The organism is Sulfuricystis multivorans (assembly GCF_003966565.1).
GTDB lineage: Bacteria > Pseudomonadota > Gammaproteobacteria > Burkholderiales > Rhodocyclaceae > Sulfuricystis > Sulfuricystis multivorans.
In genome coordinates this window covers 383,913-398,040 of the sequence record NZ_AP018718.1, presented here as the reverse complement: position 1 = coordinate 398,040, position 14,128 = coordinate 383,913, and the positions used below count along the sequence as shown (strand labels likewise).

Below are 14,128 nucleotides of genomic sequence, written 5' to 3'. Positions count from 1 at the left end.
ATGTCCGAGTTTTCCTTCACAGCCGATCGATTGCGCGAGCTGGCGCACGATGCGCTGCGCCACGCCAAACGGCTTGGCGCTTCTGCCTGCGAGGTCGATGTCTCGGAAGGCATCGGCCAGTCCGTCACCGTCAGGAAGGGCGAGGTCGAGACCATCGAGTTCAACCGCGACAAAGGGATCGCCATCACCGTCTATCTCGATAAGCGGCGCGGCCATGCCTCGACCTCTGATTTCTCGCTGGATTCGCTCAAAGCCACGGTCGAGGCGGCCTTGTCGATCGCCCGTCACACCGCCGAGGATGATGCGGCGGGCCTGCCCGAGCCGGAACTGCTGGCCAAGACAACGCCGGATCTCGATCTCTATCACCCCTGGAACATCGCGATCGAGGAAGCGATCGCGCTCGCCAGGCGTTGCGAGAGCGCCGCGTACTCCGTCAGCCCACTGGTCACGAATTCCGAGGGCGCGAGCGTTTCCATCCATGCCGCGCATTTCATCTCGGCCAATAGCCTCGGTTTCATCGGCGGCTATCCTGCCACGCGCCATTTCATCTCCTGCGTGCCGATCGCCCAACGCGGCGATGACATGCAGCGCGACGACTGGTATTCCGGCCACCGCGATCCAGCCGATCTTGCCTCGCCTGAAGCGATCGGCGACTATGCCGCACGGCGCGCGCTCGCGCGCCTGGGGGCGAGGAAGCTGAAGACGCGCCAATGCAAGGTCATGTTCGAAGCGCCGCTGGCCACGATGTTGATCGGCAGCTTCGTCCACGCCGCTTCCGGCGGCAGCCTCTACCGCAAGGCGAGCTTTCTCGTCGACGCCCTGGGCAAGCGGATCTTCCCGGACTGGTTCCGCATCGACGAACGACCGCATCTGCCCAAAGGGCTCGCCTCCAGCCCCTTCGACGACGATGGCGTGGCCACGCACGATCGCACCGTCGTCGAAGCCGGCGTGCTGCAAGGCTATTTCCTCTCGACCTATACGGCACGGAAACTGGGCATGCCGACCACCGGCAATGCCGGCGGCAGCCACAACCTGATCGTCGCCCCCAGTCCCGGCGCTCCGGATGATTTCGTGGGACTGCTCAAGGCGTTCGGCACCGGCCTGCTGGTGACCGAGCTGCTCGGTCACGGCATCAACTACGTGACCGGTGACTATTCGCGCGGCGCAGCCGGTTTCTGGGTGGAAAACGGCGAGATCGCCTACCCGGTGCATGAGATCACCATCGCCGGCAACCTCAAGGAGATGTTCGCCGGCATCGAGGCCGTCGGGCGCGATACCGTCACGCGCGGCGCGCGTAGCGTCGGTTCCATTGTGGTTAACCACATGACCGTGGCGGGGCGTTGACGCAGCGATTCCTGCATCCTCCGGTGTAGTATTGCCGCACCGCCCAGGCACGATCGGGCGAGACCAACAATCACCAAGGAGACAGAGAATGGAACGTCGCAAATTTCTGCAACACGCCGGCATGGCCGGCATTCTGGCCGCCGGTGCCGCTCCGGCCGTTCATGCACAACAGGCGATCCGCTGGCGCCTGGCCTCCAGCTTCCCGAAGGCTCTCGACACCATCTACGGTGCGGCCGAAGTGTTTTCGAAGAAAGTGAAGGAGATGTCCGGCGGCAAGTTCGAGATTTCCGTCCATGCCGGCGGTGAGCTGATGCCGCCGTTTGGCGTGGTCGATGGCGTGCAGCAAGGCACGGTCGAGTGTGCGCACACCGCGCCCTACTACTTCTTCGGCAAAGACCCCACGTTCGCGATGGACTGCGCGATCCCGTTCGGCCTCAACTCGCGCCAGATGACTGCCTGGATGTATGAAGGCAACGGTCTGAAACTCTTCCGCGAGTTCTACGCCCAATACAACATCATCAACTTCCCGATGGGTAACACTGGCGCCCAGATGGGCGGCTGGTATCGCAAGGAGATCAAGTCGCTTGCCGACATCAAGGGCCTGAAGATGCGCATCGGCGGCTTCGGCGGCGAGATCCTCAAGGGCATCGGCGGCGTGCCGCAGAACATTCCCGGCGGGGAAATTTATCAAGCGCTCGAAAAGGGCACCATCGACGCCACCGAATGGGTCGGCCCTTACGACGACCAGAAGCTCGGCTTCTACAAGGTCGCCAAGTTCTATGCCTATCCCGCCTGGTGGGAAGGCGGCCCCCAGCTCGTGCTCTACGTCAATAGCAAAGCTTATGAGAGCCTGTCGGCCGAGAACAAGGCGATCATCGAGTGCGCCGCAGCGATCGCCCACACCGACATGCAGGCCAAGTACGATGCGAAGAATCCGAAGGCTCTGAAGGAGCTGGTCGCTGGGGGGACCAAGCTGTTCCGCCTGCCCAAGCCGGTGATGGATGCCGCCTTCCAGTTCGCGATGCAGTATTACAGCGATCTATCGGGCAAAAATCCGCACTGGAAGAAGATCTACGAAGACTACGCGGCCTTCCGCAAAGATCAGAACCTCTGGTTCAAGTTCGCCGAGATGGGTTTCGACAGCTACATGCAGGCACAGAAGCTGTAATCCTGTTCGCACGGCTACAACGAAAAACCGCGGCATGCCGCGGTTTTTCGTTGGCTACCGCTTCTTCCCTTCCTTGGCCATCTCTTCGAGCAGCGCCGCAGCAGGGTCGTCCTGCTTTTTCTCATCCCATGTCCCGCCATCCGCTTGAGGCTCCGAAGCAGCAGGCGCGAGAGGCTTTTCCTCGGCCGGTGCCGGCCCCCCCTCCTGCGGCCGATCGTAATCCGAGGGTGCCACTTCGATCTGGATCGTATCGAGATCGACCGCCTGTTTCTTTTCGAGGCGACCGGTGACCAGCTGCGGGAAAGCGATCAAGACCCCGACCATCACCACCTGGATGACCACGAAGGGAATCGCTCCCCAATAGATCTGCGTGGTAGTGACCGGGGCGATTTCTTTCTTGGTGACGTGATCGAGATACTTCTCGTGCGGCGCCACGCTGCGCAGATAAAACAATGCGAAACCAAACGGCGGGTGCATGAAAGAGGTCTGCATGTTCACGGCCAGCAGGACGCCGAACCAGACCAAATCGATGCCCATCTTGTCCGCCACGGGCGCGAGCAGCGGAATGATGATGAATGCCAGCTCGAAGAAGTCGAGAAAGAACGCCAGACCGAACACCAAGGCATTGACGAAGATCAGGAAGCCAAGCTGACCGCCGGGCAGGCTGGTCAGCAGATGTTCGACCCAGCGCGGGCCATCGACGCCCTGGAAGGTCAGGCTGAACACCGTGGCGCCGAGCAGGATGAACATCACGAACGACGACAGTTTCAGGGTGGCCTCCATCGCCTGTTTGAGGAGCGGGATCGTCAGGCGGCGGCGAGAGATCGCCATCGCCAGGGCGCCCACGGCACCCATCGCGCCACCCTCGGTCGGCGTCGCGACGCCGATGAAAATCGTTCCGAGGACGAGGAAGATCAGCGCCAGCGGCGGTATCAGCACGAAGGTGACGCGTTCGGCCATCCGCGAGAGCAGCCCCAATTTCGCGACCCGGTTGATGAGCGCCAGCAGAAAAGCCGTGCCGATGCCGACACACATCGCGAGAACGATGGTCTCGTCCTTGGGGGCTTCCGGTGAGCGGGTCTGGGCAAAAACGATCGCGGCCAGGAGGGAGAGCGCCGTCAGCACGAGCAGGGAACGATTGCCGGTACTGCCGTCGGGCTCGCGGATGGTGCGCGCTTCGAGGGGCAAGGCCGGGGCGGCAGCCGGTTTCACCAGGCTCACGGCAAGAACCCAGAAGACATAGAGCAGCGTCAACACGAAACCGGGAATGAACGCACCGGTGTAGAGATCGCCGACACTACGCCCGAGCTGGTCGGCGATGACGATCAGCACCAGCGAGGGCGGGATGATCTGCGCCAGCGTGCCCGAGGCGGCGATCACGCCGCAAGCAAGCCGCCGATCATAGCCGTAGCGCAACATGATCGGCAGGGAAATGAGCCCCATCGAAATGACCGATGCCGCCACCACGCCCGTTGTGGCCGCGAGCATCGCACCGACGAAAACCGTCGCGTAAGCCAGGCCACCGCGGATCGGGCCGAACAGCTGCCCGATCGTATCGAGCAGGTCCTCCGCCATGCCGGAGCGCTCGAGGACCAATCCCATGAAGGTAAAAAACGGGATCGCCAGCAAGGTGTCGTTCTTGAGGATACCGATCATGCGCAAGGGCAGCGCGTGCAGCAGCGATTCGGGCAGCAACCCCAGCTCGACACCCAGATAGCCGAAAAACAAGCCGCAGGCAGCCAGAGAAAAAGCCACCGAATAACCCAGCAGCAGAAAGACGATCAGCCCGGCGAACATCACCGGCGCCAGGTTGGCCTGCAGGAATTCGATCATCCTAGCCCTCCCTTGCGGCTTTCGCCGGCGATTTGCTCCTCCGCAGCCTCCACCATCTCCACGACTTCGTCGGCCACCTGGTGTTTGCGGATTTCCTCGGCCAGTTCTTCTTCAGCGGTCTTGGTCTGCGCAGAATGAGTCGGGTCGGGGCACAGGCCTTGCAGAAAAGCGATGCGCTTGATCAGCTCGGAAAGACCTTGCAGACCGAGGAGTAGAAAACCGGCGGGGATCAGCGCATAGACCGGCCAGCGGATCAGTCCTCCGGCATTCTCGGACATCTCCCCGGTCGTCCAGGCCTGGACGACGAGGGGCCAGACCAGCCGGATCACCTGATAAACGAACGGGAACAGGAAGCAGACGATGCCGAAGATCTCGATCTTGATCTGGGTACGCTTGGAAAAACGTCCGCTGATCACATCGATCTTGACATGTCCCTGACGCAGCATCGTGAACGCCGCACCCAGCAGGAAGATCGCGGCGAACAGGTACCACTGGATCTCGAGCCAGGCGTTCGAGCTGATATCGAAAGTCTTGCGCACGATCGCATTGCCGGCGGAAACCAGCACCGCGGCCAGCACCAGCCATATCGCCGCACGGCCGACCGCCTCGCTCAAGGCGTCGATCAGCCTCGCAAATTGCAGCAGGAATTTCATCGCGGTTACTCCTCCGCAGTGGGGCCGTAGGCGATAATGGCTGGTGACGGCGCCTGCCTTTGTCGATGCCACATGGCCCGGAATGTTAACGGCTTGAGCCACGCTTGGGCAAAGGATTGTGGAAAGCCACAAGCCGGAGCGAACGATTCGATTGCCTGCCATGACCCGTCTTTGCTTGATCCGCCACGGCGAAACCGACTGGAACGCCGGTCGCCGCATCCAGGGCCAGCTCGATATTCCCCTCTCCGCGCTCGGCCACGCCCAGGCACGTGCCACGGCCAACGCGCTCAAGGACGAGGGCTTCGCGGCGATCTACAGTAGCGATCTTGCGCGCGCGCGCCAAACCGCCGAGGCGACCGCCCATCTCGCCAAAGTGTCCTTGCACCTCTATCCCGGGGTGCGCGAACGCCATTACGGCATTTTCCAGGGCCTCACCTACGCAGAGTGCGAGGCGCGCCACCCTGCCGCCTATGCGCGCCACAAGGCGCGCGATCCGCGTTTCGTTCCTGAGGGCGGGGAAAGCCTGCTCGATTTCGCCGCGCGCCTGTCGGCGGCCATCGACGCCATCGTGCGCCGGCATCCGGGCGAGGCGGTGGCGATCTTCACGCACGGCGGCGTGCTCGACATCGTCTACCGGCAGGCGACCGGGCGGCCGCTGGAAAGCCCGCGCGACTTCACGATCCCGAATTGCGGCATCAACTGGATCGAAATCGATGCCGGCTGCTGGACGCTGCTTTCCTGGGGGGAGCGGGAGCATCTCGAACGGCCGCTCGACGAGCTGTGAGCAGGTAAAATGATTCTTTGGCCAACCCGACGGAAATTCTCATGTTCTCGAAACAAGACAGCCTCGCCAAGATAGACCCGGAAATCTTTGCCGCGATCCGCCAGGAAAACCAGCGGCAGGAAGACCACATCGAACTGATCGCCTCGGAAAACTACGTCTCCTGGGCCGTGATGGAAGCCCAGGGCTCCCAACTCACCAACAAATACGCCGAAGGCTATCCGGGCAAGCGTTATTACGGCGGCTGCGAATACGTGGATATCGTCGAGCAGCTGGCGATCGATCGTGCCAAAAAACTCTTTGGCGCCGAAGCGGCCAACGTGCAGCCGAATTCCGGCTCGCAGGCCAATCAGGCGGTGTTCATGGCGTTCTTGCAGCCCGGCGATACGGTGATGGGCATGAGTCTTGCCGAGGGCGGCCATCTTACGCACGGCATGGCGCTCAACATGTCCGGCAAATGGTTCAAGGTCGTGCCCTACGGGCTCGATGAGCACGAAGCCATCGACTATGCGCAAGTCGAGCGGCTCGCCTTCGAGCACAAGCCGAAGCTGATCATCGCCGGCGCCTCGGCCTATGCGCTGAAGATCGATTTCGAGCGGTTCGCGAAGATCGCCAAGGCGGTCGGCGCGATCTTCATGGTGGATATGGCGCACTACGCCGGGCTGGTGGCCGCCGGTTTCTATCCGAACCCGGTGCCGCACGCCGACGTCGTCACTTCGACCACCCACAAGACGCTGCGCGGCCCGCGCGGCGGACTGATCCTGATGAAGGCCGAGCACGAGAAGGCGATCAACTCGGCGATCTTCCCGGGGTTGCAGGGCGGGCCGCTGATGCACGTGATCGCCGCCAAGGCCGTCGCCTTCAAGGAAGCGATGAGCAAGGAATTCCGCGCCTATCAGGAACAGGTGATCGAGAATGCCCAGGTGATGGTGAAAGTCCTCAAGCAGCGGGGCTTGCGCATCGTCTCCGGCCGCACCGAGAGCCACGTCTTCTTGGTCGACCTGCGCGCCAAGGCCATTACCGGCAAGGACGCGGAAGCCGCTCTCGGCAAGGCGCACATCACGGTGAACAAAAACGCGATCCCCAACGATCCGCAAAAGCCCTTCGTCACCAGCGGCATCCGCATCGGCACGCCGGCGATGACGACGCGCGGCTTCACGGAAATCGAGGCGGAACAAGTCGCCAACCTGATCGCCGATGTGCTCGACGCGCCCAACGACGAAGCAGTGCTCGAGCGCGTGCGCAACGACGTCGCGGCCTTGTGCAGGAAATTCCCGGTTTACGGCTGAGCGATGCGCTGTCCTTACTGCAACGAGGACAATACCCAGGTCGTCGACACGCGTGAGAACGAGGAAGGCGACACCGTACGCCGACGTCGGCGCTGCCTTGCCTGTGAGAAACGCTTCACCACTTACGAGCGGGTCGAGCTGCAACTGCCGCTGGTCGTCAAGAAGAACGGCAGCCGCGTCGAATACGATCGCGACAAACTCAAATCGAGCATGATGCTGGCGCTCCGGAAGCGTCCGGTCAGTTCGGAAAGCGTGGAGGCCGCGCTCGATCGCATCGAGGAAAAGCTCGTGCAGATGGGCGAACGCGAGGTGGCCTCGGAGCGCATCGGCGAGCTGGTGATGCGCGAACTGAAGAAGCTCGACAAGGTGGCCTACATCCGCTTCGCCTCGGTGTATCGCAATTTCGAAGACGTCGACGAGTTCTCCGAAGCGATCCGCGAGGTGAAGACCCCACGGCGGCGCTCGAGCCACAAGTGAGCTTCTCGGCCGCCGATCATGCTTTCATGGCGCGGGCGCTGCAACTCGCAGCGCGCGGCCTTTACACCACCACGCCCAATCCGCGGGTTGGTTGCGTGTTGGTCAGAGACGGGATCATCATCGGCGAGGGGTGGCACGAAAAGGCCGGCGGGCCGCACGCCGAAGTCGCCGCCCTGCAAAAGGTCGGCTCGGGCGATACGGCGGGCTGCACCGCCTACGTGACGCTCGAACCCTGCTCGCATCATGGCCGCACGCCGCCCTGCGCGAATGCGTTGATCGCGGCGGGTGTCGAACGTGTCGTCGCGGCAATGGAGGATCCGAACCCGCTCGTCGCCGGTCAGGGGCTCGAAAGGCTGCGCGCCGCCGGCATCGAGGTCGCCTGCGGCCTGCTGGCAGACGAGGCGCGCGAGCTCAACATCGGCTTCGTCTCGCGCATGACGCGCGGCCGACCGTGGCTACGGCTGAAAGTCGCGACGAGTCTCGACGGCAAGACCGCGCTCGCCAATGGGGTGTCGCAATGGATCACCGGAGCGGACGCGCGCCGCCATGCCCATGCTTGGCGCGCACGCTCGTGCGCGCTCATCACCGGCATCGGCACCGTGCGCGATGACGATCCGCGTCTGACGGTGCGCGACATCGCCACGCCACGCCAGCCGCTCAGAGTCGTCGTCGACAGCCGGCTGGAAATTTCTCCCGCCGCGGCGATCCTCCAGTCTGGTCATTGCCTGATCGCCTGCGCGAGTGAGAATGCCGAAAAGGCCGCCCGGCTTGCCGCGCTGGGCGCGGAAGTCATCGTGTTGGCGAATGCCCAGGGCCAGGTCGATCTCGCCGCCTTGCTGCAGGAACTCGGCCGGCGCGGCATCAACGAAGTGATGGTCGAGGCCGGTTTGAAACTCAACGGCTCGCTGCTGCGCGAAGGGCTGGTCGATGAACTGCTGATCTACCAGGCGCCGCTGCTACTCGGCGACAGCGCGCGTGGGATGGCCGATTTCGGGCATCTCACCGAGCTTGCCGCAGCGAAACGTTTGCAGATCGTCGAGTGCCGTTCCATCAGCGCCGATTTTTTCATCCGGGCGCGCATCGAGTAGCACAGACGGCGCAGGCCGGATCGCGCGGCACGGCGATGCTGCGCCACTCCATCGCCAGACCATCGAGCAGCAGCAGGCGCCCGATGATCGGCGCGCCGCAGCCGATCACGAGCTTCAAGGCCTCGGCCGCCTGGGTGGCACCAATGATGCCGGTGATCGGGGCGAACACGCCCATCACCGCGCAACGGACTTCCTCGACATCCTCCGCTTCCGGGAACAGGCAGTGATAGCAGGGCGCATCACTGCGCCGCGTGTCGAACACCGCGACCTGGCCGTCGAAGCGGATCGCCGCGCCGGAGACGAGCGGTTTGCGGTATTTGACGCAGGCGCGGTTGACCGCATGGCGGGTGGCGAAGTTGTCGGAGCAGTCGAGCACGACGTCGGCCGCCGCGACCTCCTCTTCGAGCCGCGCGCCGACAAGCCTTTCCTGCAAGGCAACGACGCGGCAGCCGGGGTTGATCTCGGCGAGCGTCGCCGCACCGGAGAGCACCTTCGGTTTGCCGATCGACGCGGTGCGATGCAGGATCTGGCGCTGCAGATTGGTCAGATCGACCGTGTCGCCATCGGCGAGCGTAAGCCGCCCGATACCGGCGGAGGCGAGATACAGCGCCGCCGGCGACCCCAGCCCACCGGCGCCGAGCACCAGCGCGCTGGCAGCGAGGAGTTTCTCCTGCCCCTCGATGCCGACCTGCGGCAGCAAAATGTGGCGCGAATACCTGAGCAGCGCCTCGTCATCCAGACGATCGCTCATTTGTATTCCCGTAGCTCAGGTGGCGTATCGTCATGATCGCCGTGTGGATGGTGTTCCCAAGCCTGCGAATAAACTTCGTGCGACTTCTTGATCAACCGCTCGGGCTGGCCGAGATTGCGGCGCTGGGTTTCCTCGGAGAAATACACCAGCGCGCGGATCAGCTTGCAATACAGCGTGCTGTCGAGATGGAAGCCGCGATCGACGAGCAGCTGCTCGAGCGCTTCCATGCAGTATTCGGTGATTTCGTAGCTCACTGCGATCGCGTTGGGCTGACTGCCCGGCGCGACCTCGAGGCCGGGCAGGCTCTCGAGCAGCGCGTAGGCCTCGGGAATCTGCCAGTGCTTCACCTTGTTGAAGCGGATCTCGCGGTGCTTCTTCGTGCCCGCCTGCAGCGCCAGCGGGTGCGGCCGCTGGATGCCGCGCTCCTGGTCACGCAGTTGGCGGGCGCGTTCCGGGTTCATTTCTTGATGACGTTGAGAGCCTTGAGCAGATTCAGCGCCTGCGTGAGCTGATAGTCGTTCTTCGAGGCGAACTCGATCGGCGCGGCGCGCGCTTCTTCCTCCGAGGGCTTCGCGCCGCCTTTGTCCTTCTCGCTCTTCTTCGGTGCAGGCATCTGCGCGTCCTTGCCGTCCTTGTCGTTGGCGAGGTGGCGCTCGAGATCGGCTTCGCGCAGGCGTTCGCGCGAGCCGCCGTTCGGGGTTTCCGCGACGACGATGTCCGGCTCGATGCCCTTGGCCTGGATCGAACGGCCACTCGGCGTGTAGTAGCGCGCGGTGGTCAGCTTGATCGCCGTCTTGCCGGAAAGCGGCAGCACCGTCTGCACCGAGCCCTTGCCGAAGGTCTGCGTGCCCATCACGACCGCGCGCTTGTGATCCTGCAACGCGCCGGCGACGATTTCGGAAGCGGAAGCCGAGCCGCCATTGACGAGCACGATCAGCGGCACACTCTTCGCAATCGCGGGCAATTTCTTCAGAGGATCCTCGCGGTGGCCGCGCAGGTAATCCTCGGCGGCGGCACTGTATTTGCGCTTCGCATCCTCGACCCGGCCGTCGGTGGTGACGACGAGGCTGCCCGGCGGCAGGAAGGCCGCGGAGACGCCGATCGCGGAATGGAGCAGCCCGCCTGGGTCGTTGCGCAAATCGAGCACCAGACCTTTGAGGCCCGTGCCTTTCGCGTCGGCATCGGCCTTGACGAGCCGCTCGAAATGTTTCACCAGATCGGCGACGGTTTCTTCCTGGAACTGGGTGACGCGCAGATAGCCGTAACCCGGCTCGATCAGCTTCGACTTGACGCTTTGCACCTTGATCACGTCGCGCACGATGGTGATCTCGATCGGCTTGGTCTCACCCTGGCGTAAGATCGACAGCCGGATCGAGGTCTTCGGCTTGCCACGCATCTTCTTCACCGCATCGCCGAGCGTCATGCCCTTGACCGGCGTGTCGTCGAGCTTGAAGATCAGATCGCCGGCCTTGACGCCGGCACGGAAGGCCGGGGTATCCTCGATCGGCGAGATCACCTTGACCAGCCCATCCTCCATGCCGACTTCGATCCCCAGGCCGCCGAACTCGCCCTGCGTGGACACCTGCAGATCCTTGAAGGCTTCCTCGTCGAGATAGGCCGAATGCGGATCGAGGTTGTTCAACATGCCGGAGATCGCATGGCGGATCAGCGTCTTGTCCTCGACCGGCTCGACATAGCCTTGCTTGATGGCGTTGAAGACATCGGCGAAGCTTTTGAGCTCTTCGACCGGCAGCGGCGCATCGCCGCCTTTTTGTGCGATCGCGGAAAAATTGATACTCAAGGCGATGCCGGCGATCAGTCCGACGAGCACGAGGCCGAATTGCTGCAGCTTGCTACGCATATGAAATTACCTGTTCGATGATGGCGACGCTCGGACGGCTTCACGGTCCGGCAAGCCATTTGCCGGGATCGAATGCCTGCCCTCTATGCCTGAGCTCAAAGTATAAACCCGATTCCGGCAAGCCCCCACTCGCGCCGACCGTGGCCACCGGTTTGCCGGCACTCACCTTCTGACCGACCTCGGCGAGCAGGGTCTGGTTGTTGCCGTAGATCGACAGGAAGCCATCATCATGGTCGATGATCAGCAGGTTGCCATAGCCGCGCAGCCAGTCGGCGAATACCACCACGCCGTCGGCAACGGCGCGCACGTCGGTACCTTCCGGCGCGCGGATGAACAGCCCTTTCCAGAGCAGTCGGCCTTCCTCGCGAGGAGTGCCGAAGCGCGCGGCAACGCTGCCCTTGACCGGCCAGGGCAGCCGGCCGCGCAGCCGGGCGAAAGCTCCACTCGCAGCGCTTGGCTCGGTGCTGGGCGTCGGGGCTGCAGGAGAAACACTCGGAGTTTTGCCCGCTGGCGCTTTGGACGGACGCGCCGGTGTTTTCTTTTTCGCCAGTGAGGCGAGCAGATCGGCAAGCCGCCGCTCGTCCTGTTTCAAGGTCTCGATCGTGCGCCGCTGCGCCCGGATCTGGCTGGAAAGTTTCGTTAGCAAGGCCTGGCGTTCCTGCTGCTGCTGGCGCAGGGTGACGCGTTCCGCCTCTTCGTGGCGGGCCAGTTCGGCGAGCTTCGCATTGCGTTGGCGGACGAGCTCGGCAAGACGCCGGCTCTCGGCCGCATCCTTGCGCAACTGCTGGATCAATTCGACTTTCGTGCGAGCGAGCTGAGCCAGGAAATAGCGATCGCGCGCGGCTTGGTTCGGATCGTCACCGGAAAGCCACATCGCCAGAGCATCGGTCTCCTGGGGCCGGAACTGGTGGCGCAGCAACGCTGCGAGCTGAGCCTGACGAGCCGCGGTCTGCATTTCAAGCCGCTTGAACTCATCCTCATGCTTGATAAGCTCGGTGCGCGCTGCGGCGCGTTCCTCGCCCAAGGCGCGCAGCTTGCGGGCGCTGGCGGCGATCGCCCGTTCGGTTTCGCGCAGCTGACCGACGATCGTCGCGCGCGCCGACTCTTTTTCCCGTAATCGACGCTCGAGCGCCGTGCGCTGCTCGCGCACGGCATCGAGTTTCGCCTTCTCGCGTTCTCCCGCCCCCCACGCCAGCGTTGGGAGGAGCGCCACGGCAAGGAGGAAACTGGAGGCGGCGCGGGTCAAGCCTTGGCTTTGCCCTGGTTCGCCACGGCGGCCTGGGCGGCGGCGACCGTTTCCGGGTCACCCAGATAGTAGCTGCGAACAGGCTGCAGCTCGGCATCGAACTCATACACCAGCGGCTGGCCGGTCGGCACATTGAGATTGACGATGTCCTGATCGGAGATGTTGTCGAGATACTTGATCAGCGCCCGCAGGCTGTTGCCATGCGCGGTGACGAGCACGCGCTTACCGGATTTGACCGCCGGCGCGATGCTGTCGAACCAGATCGGCAGGAAGCGTTCGACCGTGTCCTTCAGGCACTCCGCGGCCGGGTAGAGCCCCGGGGCGAGATTCGCGTAACGCGGATCATGCGCGTCATAGCGCGGGTCGTTCTTGTCGAGCGCCGGCGGTCGCACAGCGTAGGAACGCCGCCAGAGCTTCACCTGCTCCTCGCCGAACTTGGCGGCCGTCTCGGCCTTGTTGAGTCCCTGCAAAGCGCCGTAATGCCGCTCGTTGAGCCGCCAGGAATTGACCACCGGCAGCCACATGCGATCCATTTCCTCGAGCACGATCCACAGCGTCTTGATCGCCCGCTTGAGCATAGAGGTATAGGCGATGTCGAAATCGAAACCTTGCGCCTTCAAAAGCTGGCCGGCGGCCTTCGCCTCGGCGATGCCTTTCTCGGTCAGACCGACATCGGTCCAGCCGGTGAAGCGGTTTTCCTGGTTCCAGGTGGATTCGCCGTGGCGCAGCAATACGAGTTTGTACATGATCGGAAAGGGGAAAAGTGGGGAAGTGAGAATCGACAGCGGATTTTAATCGAAGTATGATCGCGCCCTGTCCGTTTCGGCACGACATCGCCCGCGCAACAGCCCATGAGTCATCCTCGCACCGCCATCGACGATCTCGCCGCTCGTCACGACCAGATCATGATCGCCGCACGCGCGTTGAAATCGATCTCGCATCCGTTGCGGCTGAAGATCCTCTGTGTCGTCGGCGACCGGGAAGTCTGCGTGCAGGAGATCGTCGATGCCGTCGGCACCTCGCAGAGCAATATTTCGCAGCATCTCGCGATCCTGCGCGACAAGGGCATCCTCGCGACGCGCAAGGAGGCCAACCGGGTCTTCTACCGCGTCGCCGACCAGCGCACCTTGCAGCTCGTCGGCATGATGCGCGAGGTGTTCTGCGGCGTCAGTCCGACCGCCTGAGCGGTCCCGTTTTTTCAGGAAGTGCAGAAGAGTCAATGGAGTTCATCCAGCAGAATCTGATGTGGGTCACCCTCGCTGCAGCAAGCGGTGGCATGCTGCTCTGGCAGACGCTCAAGTCAAGCGGCGTCAAGAACGTTTCGGTCGGCGAGGCGACGCTCATGATCAACCGCCAGGACGCGCTCGTCGTCGATGTGCGCGAAACGGCCGAATGGTCGGCGGGTCACATCCCCGCCGCGCGCCATTTTCCGCTCAGCCAGTTCGCCAAGCATCTCGTCGAGATCGAAAAACTCAAGGACAAGCCGGTGATCCTCGTCTGCGCCAGCGGCAACCGTTCCGGCAACGCCGCGAAGACGCTCATGAAGGCCGGCTTCCTGCAAGTCTTCAACCTGGCCGGCGGCATGCGCGCCTGGATCGATGCCGGGCTGCCGGTGACGAAGAAATAAGGAGCTTTGC

Annotated in this window: 15 protein-coding genes; 8 read left to right on the top strand and 7 right to left on the bottom strand. The window is 63.3% G+C overall.

Annotated features, from left to right (window positions below):
- Together pmbA and EL335_RS01900 are read left to right on the top strand one after the other, a co-directional pair.
- A complete protein-coding gene (gene pmbA, locus EL335_RS01905) occupies positions 1-1,344 on the top strand; it encodes a metalloprotease PmbA (RefSeq protein ID WP_126443986.1) in 1,344 nt (447 codons plus the stop codon).
- A gap of 88 nt (positions 1,345-1,432) precedes the next feature.
- Entirely contained in the window at positions 1,433-2,512 is a 1,080-nt protein-coding gene (locus EL335_RS01900) for a TRAP transporter substrate-binding protein (protein WP_126443985.1), read from the top strand.
- Between the two features lie 54 nt (positions 2,513-2,566).
- On the opposite strand, the gene EL335_RS01895 is transcribed toward EL335_RS01900, so the two are convergent.
- Positions 2,567-4,345 (bottom strand): TRAP transporter large permease, encoded by a 1,779-nt coding sequence (locus EL335_RS01895; protein ID WP_126443984.1) that lies wholly within the window; start codon positions 4,343-4,345, stop codon positions 2,567-2,569.
- The gene (locus tag EL335_RS01890) at positions 4,342-4,998 is read right to left on the bottom strand and encodes a TRAP transporter small permease subunit (protein WP_126443983.1); all 657 of its coding nucleotides are present in this window, start codon (positions 4,996-4,998) and stop codon (positions 4,342-4,344) included. Before EL335_RS01890 ends, EL335_RS01895 begins: the two co-directional genes overlap by 4 nt.
- A 160-nt stretch (positions 4,999-5,158) precedes the next feature.
- Here EL335_RS01890 and EL335_RS01885 point away from each other — a divergent pair, with 160 nt between their 5' ends.
- Genes EL335_RS01885 through ribD form a run of 4 tightly spaced genes read left to right on the top strand, consistent with a single transcriptional unit; the run spans position 5,159 to position 8,633 of the window.
- Complete coding sequence (locus EL335_RS01885) at positions 5,159-5,782, top strand: histidine phosphatase family protein (protein ID WP_126443982.1); 624 nt, start codon at positions 5,159-5,161, stop codon at positions 5,780-5,782.
- A 41-nt stretch (positions 5,783-5,823) separates the two neighbouring features.
- The gene (glyA, locus tag EL335_RS01880) at positions 5,824-7,068 is read left to right on the top strand and encodes a serine hydroxymethyltransferase (RefSeq protein ID WP_126443981.1); all 1,245 of its coding nucleotides are present in this window, start codon (positions 5,824-5,826) and stop codon (positions 7,066-7,068) included.
- A gap of 3 nt (positions 7,069-7,071) precedes the next feature.
- Positions 7,072-7,545, top strand: a complete 474-nt coding sequence (gene nrdR / locus EL335_RS01875) for a transcriptional regulator NrdR (RefSeq protein ID WP_126443980.1) — start codon at positions 7,072-7,074, stop codon at positions 7,543-7,545.
- A 26-nt stretch (positions 7,546-7,571) separates the two neighbouring features.
- Positions 7,572-8,633 carry a bifunctional diaminohydroxyphosphoribosylaminopyrimidine deaminase/5-amino-6-(5-phosphoribosylamino)uracil reductase RibD gene (gene ribD / locus EL335_RS01870; protein ID WP_284155481.1) on the top strand — a complete coding sequence of 354 codons (1,062 nt, stop codon included), beginning with the start codon at positions 7,572-7,574 and terminating at the stop codon, positions 8,631-8,633.
- Here ribD and EL335_RS01865 read toward each other — a convergent pair.
- Genes EL335_RS01865 through gpmA form a run of 5 tightly spaced genes read right to left on the bottom strand, consistent with a single transcriptional unit; the run spans position 8,611 to position 13,237 of the window.
- On the bottom strand, positions 8,611-9,372 hold the full coding sequence (locus EL335_RS01865) for a HesA/MoeB/ThiF family protein (protein WP_126447611.1): 762 nt from the start codon (positions 9,370-9,372) through the stop codon (positions 8,611-8,613). The genes ribD and EL335_RS01865 overlap by 23 nt on opposite strands.
- Positions 9,373-9,380: 8 nt before the next feature.
- Positions 9,381-9,845: a hypothetical protein gene (locus EL335_RS01860; protein ID WP_126443978.1), complete on the bottom strand. Its 465-nt coding sequence runs from the start codon at positions 9,843-9,845 to the stop codon at positions 9,381-9,383.
- The gene (locus tag EL335_RS01855; protein WP_126443977.1) at positions 9,842-11,245 is read right to left on the bottom strand and encodes a S41 family peptidase; all 1,404 of its coding nucleotides are present in this window, start codon (positions 11,243-11,245) and stop codon (positions 9,842-9,844) included. The genes EL335_RS01860 and EL335_RS01855 overlap by 4 nt, the downstream gene beginning before the upstream one ends.
- A 40-nt stretch (positions 11,246-11,285) precedes the next feature.
- Entirely contained in the window at positions 11,286-12,491 is a 1,206-nt protein-coding gene (locus tag EL335_RS01850) for a murein hydrolase activator EnvC family protein (protein WP_126443976.1), read from the bottom strand.
- Positions 12,488-13,237 (bottom strand): 2,3-diphosphoglycerate-dependent phosphoglycerate mutase, encoded by a 750-nt coding sequence (gene gpmA / locus EL335_RS01845; RefSeq protein ID WP_126443975.1) that lies wholly within the window; start codon positions 13,235-13,237, stop codon positions 12,488-12,490. The genes EL335_RS01850 and gpmA overlap by 4 nt, the downstream gene beginning before the upstream one ends.
- A 105-nt stretch (positions 13,238-13,342) precedes the next feature.
- Here gpmA and EL335_RS01840 point away from each other — a divergent pair, with 105 nt between their 5' ends.
- Both EL335_RS01840 and EL335_RS01835 read left to right on the top strand, forming a co-directional pair.
- Entirely contained in the window at positions 13,343-13,675 is a 333-nt protein-coding gene (locus EL335_RS01840; RefSeq protein ID WP_126443974.1) for an ArsR/SmtB family transcription factor, read from the top strand.
- Between the two features lie 35 nt (positions 13,676-13,710).
- A complete protein-coding gene (locus EL335_RS01835; RefSeq protein ID WP_126443973.1) occupies positions 13,711-14,118 on the top strand; it encodes a rhodanese-like domain-containing protein in 408 nt (135 codons plus the stop codon).
- Positions 14,119-14,128 lie beyond the last annotated feature (10 nt).

Excerpts from the sequence above, each read along its gene's own strand:
- EL335_RS01855 (WP_126443977.1), bottom strand. The coding sequence starts at position 11,245 with ATGCGTAGCAAGCTGCAGCAATTCGGCCTCGTGCTCGTCGGACTGATC.
- glyA (WP_126443981.1), top strand. The coding sequence starts at position 5,824 with ATGTTCTCGAAACAAGACAGCCTCGCCAAGATAGACCCGGAAATCTTT.
- ribD (WP_284155481.1), top strand. The coding sequence starts at position 7,572 with ATGGCGCGGGCGCTGCAACTCGCAGCGCGCGGCCTTTACACCACCACG.
- pmbA (WP_126443986.1), top strand. The coding sequence starts at position 1 with ATGTCCGAGTTTTCCTTCACAGCCGATCGATTGCGCGAGCTGGCGCAC.
- EL335_RS01895 (WP_126443984.1), bottom strand. The coding sequence starts at position 4,345 with ATGATCGAATTCCTGCAGGCCAACCTGGCGCCGGTGATGTTCGCCGGG.
- EL335_RS01860 (WP_126443978.1), bottom strand. The coding sequence starts at position 9,845 with ATGAACCCGGAACGCGCCCGCCAACTGCGTGACCAGGAGCGCGGCATC.
- nrdR (WP_126443980.1), top strand. The coding sequence starts at position 7,072 with ATGCGCTGTCCTTACTGCAACGAGGACAATACCCAGGTCGTCGACACG.
- EL335_RS01885 (WP_126443982.1), top strand. The coding sequence starts at position 5,159 with ATGACCCGTCTTTGCTTGATCCGCCACGGCGAAACCGACTGGAACGCC.
- EL335_RS01835 (WP_126443973.1), top strand. The coding sequence starts at position 13,711 with ATGGAGTTCATCCAGCAGAATCTGATGTGGGTCACCCTCGCTGCAGCA.
- EL335_RS01840 (WP_126443974.1), top strand. The coding sequence starts at position 13,343 with ATGAGTCATCCTCGCACCGCCATCGACGATCTCGCCGCTCGTCACGAC.
- EL335_RS01890 (WP_126443983.1), bottom strand. The coding sequence starts at position 4,998 with ATGAAATTCCTGCTGCAATTTGCGAGGCTGATCGACGCCTTGAGCGAG.
- EL335_RS01900 (WP_126443985.1), top strand. The coding sequence starts at position 1,433 with ATGGAACGTCGCAAATTTCTGCAACACGCCGGCATGGCCGGCATTCTG.
- gpmA (WP_126443975.1), bottom strand. The coding sequence starts at position 13,237 with ATGTACAAACTCGTATTGCTGCGCCACGGCGAATCCACCTGGAACCAG.